The organism is Streptomyces sp. CAI-85 (assembly GCF_013363615.1).
Lineage (GTDB): Bacteria > Actinomycetota > Actinomycetes > Streptomycetales > Streptomycetaceae > Streptomyces > Streptomyces antibioticus_B.
Genome location: NZ_JAANNX010000057.1, coordinates 1 through 13,133, shown reverse-complemented (window position 1 = coordinate 13,133; position 13,133 = coordinate 1). Strand labels below are relative to the sequence as shown.

Genomic DNA, 13,133 nt, shown 5'->3' with positions numbered 1-13,133 from the left:
ACGATGAAGACCACCGACAACGGCAGCGGCGACGTCCGCCTCACCGGCATCAGCAAGACCTACGGCTCCTTCACCGCCGTCCATCCGCTGGACCTGACCGTCCCGCAGGGCTCGTTCTTCGCCCTGCTCGGCGCCTCCGGCTGCGGCAAGACCACCACCCTGCGCATGATCGCGGGCCTGGAGGAACCTTCCTCCGGCACCGTCCACCTCGGCGACCAGGACGTCACCGTCCTGCCGCCGTACAAGCGCCCGGTGAACACCGTCTTCCAGTCCTACGCCCTCTTCCCGCACCTCGACATCTTCGAGAACGTCGCCTTCGGTCTGCGCCGGCGCGGCATCAAGAGCGTGAAGAAGCAGGTCGAGGAGATGCTGGAGCTGGTCCAGCTCGGCGAGCAGGCGCGCAAGAAGCCGCACCAGCTCTCCGGCGGCCAGCAGCAGCGCGTCGCCGTCGCCCGCGCGCTCATCAACCACCCCAAGGTGCTCCTCCTCGACGAGCCCCTGGGCGCCCTCGACCTCAAGCTGCGCCGTCAGATGCAGCTCGAACTCAAGCGGATCCAGACCGAGGTCGGCATCACCTTCGTGCACGTCACCCACGACCAGGAGGAGGCCATGACCATGGCCGACACGGTCGCGGTGATGAACGCGGGCCGCGTCGAACAGCTCGGCTCGCCCGCGGACCTGTACGAGAACCCGCAGACCACGTTCGTCGCCAACTTCCTCGGCACCTCCAACCTCATCGAGGCCGAGGTGGACACCCGGAGCGGCGACGACATCGTCCTGAAGGCCGGCGGCGGCAAGCTGGTGCTGCCCGGCGCCCGATGTTCGGCGCCCGCCGCCACCGGCGGCAAGGTGCTGGTCGGCGTCCGCCCGGAGAAGATCACCCTCAGCCACGCCGACGACGCCAGCGAGATACCCGAGGGCCGCAACCGCATCACCGGGAAGATCGCCAACTCGTCGTTCATCGGCGTCTCCACGCAGTACGTCATCGACAGCGCGGTCTGCCCCGAGTTCGAGGTCTACGCCCAGAACGTGGAGCGTGACGCCCGGCTGGTCCCCGGCGCGGACGTGGTCCTGCACTGGAGCCCCGCGCACACCTTCGGCCTCGACGCCGCGCAGGACATCGACGCCGGTATCCAGGAAGAGGCGGCGGTCTGATGGCGACACTCACCGAGGCGCCCCCGCCGCTCGCCCCGGCCGCCGCCAAGGGGAAACCGCCCCGCAAGCGCGGCCGCTGGACGCCGTATCTCCTGCTGCTGCCCGGTCTGCTCTGGCTGGTCGTGTTCTTCGCGCTGCCGATGATCTACCAGGCGTCCACGTCCGTGCAGACCGGCTCCCTCGAAGAGGGCTACAAGGTCACCTGGCACTTCGCGACCTACTGGGACGCGATCGGCGAGTACTGGCCGCAGTTCCTGCGCTCGGTCTCCTACGCGGCCGCCGCCACCGTCCTGTGTCTGGTGCTCGGCTATCCGCTGGCGTATCTCATCGCCTTCCGCGCGGGCCGCTGGCGGAACCTGATCATGATCCTGGTGATCGCGCCGTTCTTCACCAGCTTCCTGATCCGCACCCTCGCCTGGAAGACGATCCTCGCGGACTCCGGACCGGTCGTGGAGGCGCTCAACACCCTGCACGTCCTGGACGTCACGAGCTGGCTCGGCTGGACCTCGGGCGACCGGGTCCTCGCCACCCCGCTCGCGGTCGTGTGCGGTCTGACGTACAACTTCCTGCCGTTCATGGTGCTGCCGCTCTACACCTCGCTGGAGCGCATCGACGGACGGCTGCACGAGGCCGCCGGCGATCTGTACGCCCGGCCCATCACCACCTTCCGCAAGGTCACCTTCCCGCTGTCGATGCCCGGCGTGGTCTCCGGCACGCTGCTGACCTTCATCCCGGCGGCCGGTGACTACGTCAACGCCGAACTCCTCGGCTCGACCGACACCCGCATGATCGGAAACGTGATCCAGACGCAGTTCCTGCGCGTCCTGGACTATCCGACCGCGGCGGCGCTCTCCTTCATCCTCATGGCCGCCATTCTGTTCATGGTCACCTTCTACATCCGCAGGTCGGGGACGGAGGACTTGGTCTAAATGCCCTTCGTCAACTGGCTCAAGCGCCATCTCGTCGTCATCGCGGGACTGTTCACCCTCGGTTATCTGCTGCTGCCGAACATCGTCGTCACGGTGTTCTCCTTCAACAAACCGAAGGGCCGTTTCAACTATCAGTGGCAGCAGTTCTCCACCGACGCCTGGAAAGACCCCTGCGGGGTCGCCGACATGTGCGGCTCGCTGTCGATCAGCCTCCAGATCGCCTTCTGGGCGACGCTCGGCGCGACCGTCCTCGGCACGATGATCGCCTTCGCACTGGTCCGCTACCGGTTCCGCGCGCGGGGTGCCGTCAACTCGCTGATCTTCCTGCCCATGGCCATGCCCGAGGTCGTCATGGCGGCCTCGCTGCTCACCCTGTTCCTCAACCTGGGTGCTCAGTTGGGTTTCTGGACGGTCCTGATCGCGCACATCATGTTCTGCCTCAGCTTCGTCGTGACGGCCGTCAAGGCGCGCGTGATGTCCATGGACCCGAGACTGGAGCAGGCGGCGCAGGACCTCTACGCCGGCCCGTTCCAGACGTTCATCAGGGTCACCCTGCCGATCGCCGCCCCCGGAATCGCCGCGGGCGCGCTGCTCGCCTTCGCGCTCTCCTTCGACGATTTCATCATCACCAATTTCAACGCGGGCTCGACCGTCACCTTCCCGATGTTCGTCTGGGGCTCCGCACAGCGCGGCACACCCGTTCAGATCAATGTCATCGGTACGGCCATGTTCCTCATCGCCGTACTGTTCGTCCTGACCTCCATGGTCATCAGCAATCGCCGCAACAGACAAAAGGCATAAGCCCCTGTAGGGAGTTGAAATCATGGCCCCGAGCGCCATGAGCCGTGGTACTGAAGACAACACCTGGACGAAGTCGCTCTCCGAGGCGCAGCCGGTCCCGTACTGGCTGGAGGACCCGGGCAAGCCGCACCCCGAGCCCGCGCTGACCGGCACCGAGACCTGCGATCTGCTGGTCGTCGGCGGCGGATACAGCGGACTGTGGACCGCGCTCGTCGCCAAGGAGCGCGATCCGCAGCGGGACGTGGTGCTGCTGGAGGGCCGCGAGGTGGGCTGGGCCGCCTCGGGCCGCAACGGAGGCTTCTGCGCGGCCTCCCTCACCCACGGGCTGCCCAACGGGCTCGCCCGCTGGCCTGACGAGATCCACAAGCTGGAGGAGCTGGGCGCGCGCAACCTCGACGAGATCGAGGCGGCGGTCGCCCGGTACGGCATCGACTGCGACTTCGAGCGCACCGGTGAGATCGACGTCGCCACCGAGGAGTACCAGGCGCGGGAACTGCGCGAGTGGTACGAGGAGACCGAGCGCCGCGGCCTCGCCGACGGTGTCGAGTTCCTCGACGCCGACGCGGTCCGCGCGCAGGTCGACTCGCCCACCTTCCGGGCGGGCCTGTACGACCGCAGGGGCGTGGCGATGCTGCATCCCGCCAAGCTCGCCTGGGGCCTGAAGAAGGCGTGCATGCGGCTCGGCGTCCGCGTCCACGAGCACACCCCGGCGCTCGCGCTGAAGCCGTACGGCGCCGGGATGGCCGTCCGCACCCCGTACGGGCGGGTCCACGCCCGGCAGGTGGCGCTCGGCACGAACATCTTCCCGAACCTGGTTAGGCGGGTGCGGTCGTACACCGTCCCGGTCTACGACTACGCGCTGATGACCGAGCCGCTCACCCCGGCCCAGCTCGACGCGATCGGATGGAAGAACCGGCAGGGGCTCGGAGACTCCGCCAACCAGTTCCACTACTTCCGGCTGTCCGCCGACAACCGGATCCTGTGGGGCGGCTACGACGCCGTCTACCCGTACGGCGGGCGGGTGCGCGCCGAGTACGACGACCGGCCCGAGACCTACGCCAAGCTCGCCGGGCACTTCTTCACCTGCTTCCCGCAGTTGGAGGGGCTTCGCTTCACGCACGCGTGGGGCGGCGCGATCGACACCTGCTCGCGGTTCTCCGCGTTCTTCGGCACCGCCCACCGGGGGAAGGTCGCCTACGCCGCCGGGTACACCGGGCTCGGTGTCGGCGCGACCCGGTTCGGGGCGGAGGTGATGCTCGACCTGCTGGCCGGGGAGAGCACCGAGCGGACCCGGCTGGAGATGGTCCGCCGCAAGCCGCTGCCGTTCCCGCCGGAGCCGTTCGCCTGGACCGGCATCGCGCTCACCAAGTGGTCGCTGGCCCGCGCCGACGCGCACGACGGCCGCCGCAATCTGTGGCTGCGGACCATGGACAAATTCGGCCTGGGCTTCGACAGCTAGGTCGTGTGACCCGGTTCACTCCATAGAGGTTCCGAAACCCGCGTAATGCTCGCCGGGAACCTCCCTCTCCCTCTGCGTGGCGCGACCGCGTCACGTGGAAGCAGAGGGAGGTCTTCTCATGGCTGGGGCGAAGACGGCGGTCGAGTGGCTGACATCCGTCGCACCGGATCCCGAGTCCTGCCGCTGGGAGTGGGAGCGCAACCCCCTGGGGGTGGCGCTGCTGCCGGCGGGCAGGGCGTGGGACGTACTCATCCTGCCGGGTGAACTCGGCTACCCCACGCTCGACGTGCTCACCCGCATCCTCGACCGGCCGGGACCGGTGCTGGTCGACTTCGGCGACAACCGGATGGGGTTCTTCGTGCCGCCGGGCACCGCCGCCCGCTGGATCGGCACCGGCATCCGCACGGCCGGCGCCGGCACCTGGATCGTCGTCCCGTACCCCGGCCGGGCCACCGGCGGCGTCCGCTGGCTGGTCCCCCCGGACGGCTCCGGCACCCTGACCGACCCGTCCCTCCTGGAACTGGCCATGCACGAGGCGGCGGCGGGCCCACCCGGGAACACCCACGACTGACCCCCGGGCCGGCCGCACCGACGCCCCGAACGGGCCCCGCCTTCCCGACCCCCCGCGGGAAGGCCGAGCCTTACGGCATCGGCCCGCGCCCGCGCCCCGGACGACGCCGGCGCCGGTTCGCACGGCGGACGCGGTGTTCGTGCCCGCTCTTCCGGCGCCCCGGCCAGCTCCGACTTCCCGACCCCTGCGGGAACGCCGGCCCCCACGTGTCGGTGTCGGCTGCCTGGTGGGGCCCGGCCCTCGTCGGCTGACGCGGATCCCACAGCCGGACTGAGCCCCGACCGGACGATGTCGGCGCGGGCTCGCACAGCGGACGTGGTGCTCGTCGTGCGCCGTCCGACGATCCGGACGGGCCCCGCGAAGGTCGGCCCTCACGTGCTGGGTGGCTCGGCGAGACCCGGCCCGCGACGGGCCACGCGGATCCCGCCGTCGGCCCGTGCTCCCGCCCCCACCGCGGATTCGCGCGGCGGACGTCGTGTTCGTGCGCGCCTTCCGGCGCCCCGGGCGGGGCCTTGCTTTCCCGACTCCCCGCGGGAAGGCGGCCCCTACGCACGCCCGCCGCCGGTCTGTGGCCCCGCCCCGGACGACTCCGTCGCCGGTTCGCGGCGGACGTGGTGCTCGTCGTGCTGGGTCCGTCGGCTCGGCTTCGCCGCTCGCCCCGCCCCGGACACCGCAGTCACCGGCGCCGCCGCCGTCACTCGTCCGGGGTCGTCGCCTTCAGGGCCAGCCACAGTTCCATTCGGGCGTCCGGGTCGTCCAACGAGCGGCCCAGGATTTCTTCCACGCGGCGCATGCGGTAGCGGAGGGTGTGGCGGTGGACGCCCAGGTCGGCGGCTGCCGCGTCCCACTGGCCGTGGCGGGAGAGCCAGGCGCGCAGGGAGGCGACCAGGTCGCCGCGGCCGGTCGCGTCGTGTTCGTACAGGGCGCGCAGCAGACCGTCCGCGAACGCCCGGACCGCGTCGTCCGCCAGCAGCGGCAGCACCGAACCCGCCGCCAGCCGCTCGTGCTCGACCAGCACCCGGCCCCGGCGCCGGGCCACCGACAGCGCCTGTTCGGCCTGCCGGTAGGCCGAAGCCGCCGCGATCGGCCCGGCCGGCGCCGACAGACCCACCACCGGCTCCTCCTCACGGACCTCGCCCGCCGCCCGCGCGCCCTCCAGCGTCGACGCGTACCGGGTGGCCGCCGTCACCACCGCGCCCTCGTCCGCCGCCAGCACCACCAGACGTTCGCCCTCGGGCACCACCAGCACCGCCGCACCCGAGCGCGCGGCCGCCGACTCGACGACCTCGGCGAGCGCGCCGATCGCCTCCCGACCGGTGTCCGTCGGCGCGGCCGGCTCCGCCACGATCACCCGGAAGGGGGCGTCGAGCAGCTCGCCGTACAGGTCCCCGGCGACGGCCCGCGCATGGTCCGGTTCGCCCGCGAGCAGCATGCGCAGCACCGCCGAGCCGATCCGCTGCTCCGCCGCGTGCAGCGAGCGGGAGCGCTCGGTGGTCAGGGTGAGCAGCGCGATCGCCGAGTGCACGGCGTACCGCTCCGCCGTGCCCAGGGCCGCCGCCGTACCCACCGCCAGCGCGGCGCGCGGCCGCCGTCCGGTGCCGAGGGAGTGCAGCTCCACCCGGTCGTCGTGCTCGGTGTTCTCCTCGCCGCCCACCACCACCGAGGCCGGCGCCGACCGCTCCCGCAGCCGTTCCACCTCCGCCGTGAGCCGTGCCGCCCGCCGCCCCGCCCACTCCGGTGCGGCCGCGACGACGGCGCCCGAGGCGTCGTAGAGCGCCGCCCATCCGGCGACCTGTCCGGCGAGCGCGGCGAGCAGCCCCTCCGGGCCGTCCGACAGCATCTGCCGCGTCAGCTCCCGCTGGGCCGCGAACCCGGCGGTCACCGCCCGGTACTGGTCGGCCGCGATCGCCGCCGACACCGCCTTGCTGATCGCGAGGAACGGCGTGCGCCGGGGCACTTCGAGCAGCGGCAGGCCCTCCTGCCGGGCCGCGTCGACCAGCGCCTCCGGGATCTCCTCGTAGTTGACCCCGACGGCGAACCCCAGCCCGACCACCCCGGCGCCCGCCAGCCGCCGCACATAGCGCCGCATGGCCTGCGGATCCTCCGCGTCCAGCTTCAGCGCGGTGATCAGCAGCAGCTCCCCGCCCTCCATGTACGGCACGGGGTCCGCCAGCTCGCTGACGTGCGCCCACCGCACGGGTACGTCCAGGCGGTCCTCGCCCGCCCGCACGGTCAGCTTCAGCGCGGAGTGATGGACGAGCGAGGCGAGCGTGGGCGGCATACGGCCTTCAGGGGGAGTGGGGAACAGCGGGGCGATCACTTGGCCGCTTCGTATGAAGGGTCAGTGCCGATTCTGCCTCACTGGAGAGATCCCCGGCCCCGCTTCCGCACTTCAGCCCCGCAGGTCCACCAGCAGCGGCGGCGCGTGCTCGCCCCGTACGGTCGTCAGCGACAGCACGGCGTGCCCCGGCGGCACCTCGTGCGCCAGCCGGGACGCCGACCAGCGCTCCCGCTCGACCTGGCGCACGGTCACCGCGTCCGTGGTCACCGCCCGCCCGGTGACCAGCTTGCGCAGGGCGTGGATGGCCCGGGTCATCGGCTGGTCGGCGAAGACGGTGTGCTTGGCGACCTCCGTGGTCTCCACCCACTCGGTGCCCCAGGTCTGCGCGAACCGGGCGCCGTCCCAGGTGGTGATCCCCGAGAACGCCATCCGGCAGCCCACCGCCCCGTACAGCGGCCCGTGCAGCGCCTCCGGGACGTCCGCGACCGTGCGCAGCGCCAGCACCACGCCCGCGTTCTGCGAGCGCAGCCGCTGGATCCGGCGCACCGACCCCGCGGTGACCGCGCCCGTCGCGTCGTCCAGGACCAGACAGGCGAAGTGGCCGCGCCGCCCCTCCCGTACGACGGCCTGGAACTGGGCGAGGACCAGCCGGGTGATCAGCCGCCCCGCCTCCTCGTGCCCGTGCTCGGGCGGGTCGACACGGACCCGCAGCGGATGGTGGGCGACCGCCCGCAGCGAGAACGCGCGGTGCGTCTCGCCGCCCCCGCCCCCGCCGCCCCCGCCGAAGAACCCGGCGAACGCCGGACGGTTCAGCAGCGCCAGCCGGTCGGCCAGCGCCCGGCCCGGATCCCCGGCGGTGCCCGTCTGCCGGGCGCGGGCCTCCAGCTCACGGCGCATCACGTCGTCCCCGGCCACGGCCTCCCGCAGCGCGGCCAGCGCCCCCGGCTCGCCCTCCAGCAGTTCGCGCAGCTCGGGCAGACCCGGGAAGCGGCCGTACGCCGCCCGGTAGGGGCCGAGGAGCTGGGCGAGCGCGGTCGCCGCGCCCTGGGCGTTCACGGTGTCGAGGTCCCCGACCAGCGCCTCGGCGAGGATCGCGGCCGCCTCGTCGGCGTCCTCGGACTCCGCGTAGGGGTCCAGGTCGTGCACGGACGACGGGTCGCCGATCCGCACGATCACGTCGAACGCGTCGTCCGAGCCGAGCGGCCGCCCGCCGGGGGAGGAGACCGCGACGACCGCGCAGCCCCCGGTCAGCGCCTGGAGCGCCAGCGCCTCGGTCAGCGGCTCCACCAGCGAACGGGTCTTGCCGGACCCGGACGGCCCGACCGCGAGCAGCGAGGTGCCCAGCGCCTCCGGGCCCAGCGCGGCACCCGCGTCGTGATAGCTCGCCGGGGCGCGCTCGGCGGCCACCCAGCGGCCGACCCGCACCTGCCCGGCCAGCAGATCGTGCCGCGCCCCGCGCCGGGGCAGATCGCGGGCGCCCGACGGATGCGCCCAGGCCGCCCCGCCCCCGCGCAGCACGGTCTCCCGGAAGTCGGGCAGACCCGTCGTCCAGGCCCGCCGCACCCGCGCGCAGTCCACGTCGTTCATCCGCCCGCCGGCCACCTCGGCCGTCAGCAGGTCGGCCGCCTCGTACTGCCCGGCCTCGCGCAGCTCCGGCCACTGCGAACGCGGCCGCTCGACGGTGGCCGGCAGCGGCGCCGCCCCGGTCGCCGCGCGCCGGGCGGCGAGCCGCTCCTTCAGATACGGCACCCAGCCGCCGACCTTGGCGAACGGCCACACGATCAGCAGGGTCATCGCCGCGTACAGCGCGTCGGTGAACAGGACGGAGGTGAACACTTCGTAGCTGCCCGAGATCAGGACGATCAGTGAGAAGACCGGCTTGACGACCGGCAGCGCGTCCCAGTTGATGCCTGGGAACGCCTCGGGGAACACCAGGCTCAGCGCGCACAGCGCGCACACCAGGGCGAGCAGCGCGCGGGACGGCTGAGGCCTGCGACCAATGTAGTGGCGCACGATGGCTGGCCAGCCGCCCAATACGCCCACGGTGTAGGCAAGCACAGCGAAGAAGAGGCCGTTGTAGACCGTCAGGGCCTCGGAGCCCTCCGAGGTCTTCGGCGAGGCGATCGTCCCGCCCCACCACCAGTCGTCCGGGGTGAACGGCCGCAGCAGCGTGAACTGGTATGGGATGACGCCGCGCCGCCAGAACGACCACACCACGAACGCGACGACCAAGGGGATCAGCACGCCGACCACCGTGACCGGCGCGAGCCGCTCGGTCGGTTGAGCACCCTTCGGCAACCGGTACCCGAGGCGCCAGATCCCAGGCCTCGTGGCTGGCCGCTTCTCGTCCAGCCACGCGGCGACGGCTGACGCGGACGGCTGGTCCGGCGGGGACGCGGGCGGGGGCACGGCCCCCGGTCCCCCGGCCGGCCGGGGCGGTACCGCGGGCATCCGCGGCGGCCCGGCCGGGCGCGGTACAGGATTCGCGTGCGTACCCCGGGCGTCCTGCGTCCCGTCGCTGTCCATCGCCCCTGCTCCCTGACCAGCCGTTCCGTCCACCGTCAGCGGTCAATCTAACGCGCGGGCAAGGGGAGTTCACCGCTTACGCGGCCGGGGCGGCGGCGTTGTTCCCGTGGAGCCGCGGCGCGGCTCCCTGTCCACGGCCCTGTCTACGGCCCTGTCCACGGCTATGTCCACGGCGGACAAGCCGTCCGGCCGACACCGCCCACATGGAGCATGCCGACCCTCCGTGACCCGTCCTAGCCTGCGAGAAAAGAAGAAACGCGTCCGCATCACCGCAGGACACCCCAGAACCTCCAGAACTCCAGGAGCCCCTCATGACCGCCCTTCCGCAGGAGCGCCGGATCGTCACCGCCATCCCCGGCCCGAAGTCGCAGGAGCTTCAGGCCCGCCGCCTCGCCGCGGTCGCGCAGGGCGTGGGGTCCGTGCTGCCGGTGTTCACCGCGCGCGCGGGCGGCGGCGTCATCGAGGACGTGGACGGCAACCGTCTGATCGACTTCGGCTCGGGCATCGCCGTGACCTCGGTCGGCGCCTCCGCCGAGGCCGTCGTACGCCGGGCCTCCGCCCAGCTCGCCGACTTCACCCACACCTGTTTCATGGTTACCCCCTACGAGGGCTACGTGGAGGTCGCCGAGGCCCTCTCCGAGCTGACGCCGGGTGACCACGCCAAGAAGTCCGCGCTGTTCAACTCGGGTGCCGAGGCCGTCGAGAACGCGGTGAAGATCGCCCGCGCCTACACCAAGCGCCAGGCGGTCGTCGTCTTCGACCACGGCTACCACGGCCGCACCAACCTCACGATGGCGCTGACGGCGAAGAACATGCCGTACAAGAACGGTTTCGGTCCGTTCGCGCCCGAGGTCTACCGCGTTCCGGTCGCCTACGGCTACCGCTGGCCCACCGGTCCGGAGAACGCGGGCCCGGAGGCCGCCGCGCAGGCCATCGACCAGATCTCCAAGCAGGTCGGCGCCGACAACGTGGCCGCCATCATCATCGAGCCGGTGCTCGGCGAGGGCGGCTTCATCGAGCCCGCCAAGGGCTTCCTCCCGGCGATCCGCCAGTTCGCCGCCGACAACGGCATCGTCTTCGTCGCCGACGAGATCCAGTCCGGCTTCTGCCGTACCGGCCAGTGGTTCGCCTGCGAGGACGAGGGCATCGTCCCCGACCTGATCACCACCGCCAAGGGCATCGCCGGCGGTCTGCCGCTGGCCGCCGTCACCGGCCGCGCCGAGATCATGGACGCCGCGCACGCGGGTGGCCTGGGCGGCACCTACGGCGGCAACCCGGTCGCCTGCGCCGGTGCGCTCGGCTCCATCGAGACGATGAAGGAGCTGGACCTCAACGCCCGGGCGAAGCACATCGAGGCGGTCATGAAGTCCCGCCTCACCGCGATGGCCGAGAAGTTCGACGTCATCGGCGACGTGCGCGGCCGCGGCGCGATGATCGCCGTCGAGCTGGTCAAGGACCGTACGACCAAGGAGCCGAACCCGGAGGCGACCGCCGCGCTGGCCAAGGCGTGCCACCAGGAGGGCCTGCTGGTCCTGACCTGTGGCACCTACGGCAACGTGCTGCGTTTCCTGCCGCCGCTGGTGATCGGCGACGACCTGCTCAACGAGGGACTCGACATCATCGAGCAGGCGTTCGCCCGCATCTGAGCGGGGCGGCGCACAGCCGATTCCCACGTCAGGCAGAGCGTGTGAAGAACGTGTGCGAGGTGGATGGCGGGACGGGATTCCGTCTGTCGCACCGCCTGCCACTGCCGTACGTTCTACCCAGATGAGAGATACACCCCGCCCGCAGGGGACTGCGGGCGAACCGGGTGGGAGCCTCCCGGCTTCGACCTGGGCGTGCCCTCGCGCACACCACCGGAGCCCAAGGTTTCGGATTCCACACCGATCGGACGGTCGCCCGCCCCAAACCCCCCGGGGCGGCCGGCGTCCCGGTCCGGACGGCCACCCCGGAACCACCCCCCCCTGTTCCGGGGTGGCCGACCTCCTTCCGAGCACAGGCGCGTTCAGGCGCCGCCGGTCGGGCCGGGCTGAGAGGGTGTACCCCATGCCACCCCGCTCCGACCAGCAGAGCCCTGAGCAGCAGAAGTCCACACACCGGTCGCCGGTGCCCCTGCTGCTCACCCTCCCCCTCGCCCTCCTCGCGCTGATCACCTGGCAGGTCGTCGTCGACGGACCGCTGCTCCGGCTGGACGAGCGGATCAGCCGGACCCTCGTCCACCCGGACCGGGCCTCCGAGCTGATGTCCGACCTGGGGGACGTGCCCGTCGCGGTGCCGGTACTTCTGCTGGTCGCGGTGTACGTGGCCCGGCGGGCCTGGGTGGCCGGCCGAGGCGACTGGTGGGTGCCGTCGTTCGCCGCGATGATCCTCATGGCCCTGGTCCCGCTGATTGTCGTCCCCCTGAAAGCCTGGACCGCCCGGTACGGCACCCCGGTGGTACCCCCGGGCCCCGGCTACTTCCCCTCCGGCCACACCGCCACGGCGGCCATCGCCTACGGCGGCGCGGCCCTGCTCCTCCTCCCCTGGCTCCCCACACCCGCACAACGCCGCACGGCCGTGGCCACCGCGTCGGTCCTCATCCTGACGGTCTCCTACGGCCTGACCCGCCGCGGCTACCACTGGCCCCTGGACGTCCTCGCAAGCTGGTGCCTGTGCACGACGCTGCTGACGGTCCTCTGGCTGTTGCTGCGCCGCGCGCCCCGCTGAAGCCCGGCGGCCGCCGCCCGTGTCCTGATCCGGCGGCGTCCCGCCGCGGTCCGCGGGCGCGGTGGCTGCGCCGAACCGGCGGAGCCCGCTGTGGCCCGCTGCCGGGGCGATCCGGCGAGTCCTGCCCAGCTCCGGCGCGGCCTCGCTGAGGTCCGCTCGTGCGCCGAACCGGTGCCGCCCCGCTCACATCCGCCCCCGCGCCCAACCGGCCGGCCCCGCTGATCCCATCCACCCCGCCAATCCGGCGTACCTCCACTCCCCACCCGTACGAGTCGGACAAGCGCCCCGTTGCGTCGGCGCGCCTACCGTGGGAGCGAAAGCCATAGGAATCCCCAATGCGGAAGGGCCGGGAAATCGACATGACTTCCAGCCACGCCTTCTGGCTCGCCGGCCGTCAGGTCTCCGGCGAGGACAGCTTTGATGTCACCTCGCCCTGGGACGGGCGGCTCGTCGGTACGGTCGGTGTGCCGACGGACGCGCAGGTCGAGGAGGCCGTGGCCGCCGCGTACGCCGTCCGCGAGGACTTCGCCGCCACGCCGGCGCACGTCCGCGCCGCCGCGCTCGACCACGTCAGCAAGCGGCTCGCCGAGCGCACCGAGGAGATCGCCCAGCTCATCTCCGCCGAGAACGGCAAGCCCGTGAAGTGGGCGCGCGGCGAGGTCGGCCGGGCCGTGTCCGTGTTCCGGTTCGCCGCCGAGGAGGCCC

At 72.2% G+C, this 13,133-nt stretch carries 10 protein-coding genes; 8 read left to right on the top strand and 2 right to left on the bottom strand.

Features of this window, described 5'->3' with window-relative positions:
• The first annotated feature begins 3 nt into the window (after positions 1-3).
• From G6W55_RS31325 to G6W55_RS31305, 5 genes are all read left to right on the top strand, one after another.
• Entirely contained in the window at positions 4-1,155 is a 1,152-nt protein-coding gene (locus tag G6W55_RS31325; protein WP_175524110.1) for an ABC transporter ATP-binding protein, read from the top strand.
• Positions 1,155-2,084, top strand: coding sequence for an ABC transporter permease (locus G6W55_RS31320; RefSeq protein WP_175524094.1), 930 nt, complete (start codon positions 1,155-1,157; stop codon positions 2,082-2,084). The genes G6W55_RS31325 and G6W55_RS31320 overlap by 1 nt, the downstream gene beginning before the upstream one ends.
• Positions 2,085-2,885 carry an ABC transporter permease gene (locus tag G6W55_RS31315; protein ID WP_030796982.1) on the top strand — a complete coding sequence of 267 codons (801 nt, stop codon included), beginning with the start codon at positions 2,085-2,087 and terminating at the stop codon, positions 2,883-2,885. It begins immediately after the preceding gene.
• A 22-nt stretch (positions 2,886-2,907) separates the two neighbouring features.
• A complete protein-coding gene (locus G6W55_RS31310; RefSeq protein WP_175524093.1) occupies positions 2,908-4,344 on the top strand; it encodes an FAD-binding oxidoreductase in 1,437 nt (478 codons plus the stop codon).
• 118 nt (positions 4,345-4,462) lie between these two features.
• Complete coding sequence (locus G6W55_RS31305; RefSeq protein WP_175524092.1) at positions 4,463-4,915, top strand: hypothetical protein; 453 nt, start codon at positions 4,463-4,465, stop codon at positions 4,913-4,915.
• Positions 4,916-5,609: 694 nt separating this feature from the next.
• On the opposite strand, the gene G6W55_RS31300 is transcribed toward G6W55_RS31305, so the two are convergent.
• Positions 5,610-7,196 carry a PucR family transcriptional regulator gene (locus tag G6W55_RS31300; RefSeq protein ID WP_175524109.1) on the bottom strand — a complete coding sequence of 529 codons (1,587 nt, stop codon included), beginning with the start codon at positions 7,194-7,196 and terminating at the stop codon, positions 5,610-5,612.
• A 111-nt stretch (positions 7,197-7,307) separates the two neighbouring features.
• Positions 7,308-9,722 carry an ATP/GTP-binding protein gene (locus G6W55_RS31295; RefSeq protein WP_175524091.1) on the bottom strand — a complete coding sequence of 805 codons (2,415 nt, stop codon included), beginning with the start codon at positions 9,720-9,722 and terminating at the stop codon, positions 7,308-7,310.
• A gap of 311 nt (positions 9,723-10,033) precedes the next feature.
• On the opposite strand from G6W55_RS31295, the gene gabT reads away from it, so the two are divergent.
• The 3 genes from gabT to G6W55_RS31280 form a co-directional block, all read left to right on the top strand.
• Entirely contained in the window at positions 10,034-11,368 is a 1,335-nt protein-coding gene (gene gabT, locus G6W55_RS31290) for a 4-aminobutyrate--2-oxoglutarate transaminase (protein ID WP_175524090.1), read from the top strand.
• 400 nt (positions 11,369-11,768) lie between these two features.
• A complete protein-coding gene (locus G6W55_RS31285) occupies positions 11,769-12,428 on the top strand; it encodes a phosphatase PAP2 family protein (protein WP_175524089.1) in 660 nt (219 codons plus the stop codon).
• A gap of 359 nt (positions 12,429-12,787) precedes the next feature.
• A partial coding sequence (locus tag G6W55_RS31280; protein ID WP_175524088.1) for an aldehyde dehydrogenase family protein occupies positions 12,788-13,133 on the top strand: 346 nt, incomplete at its 3' end.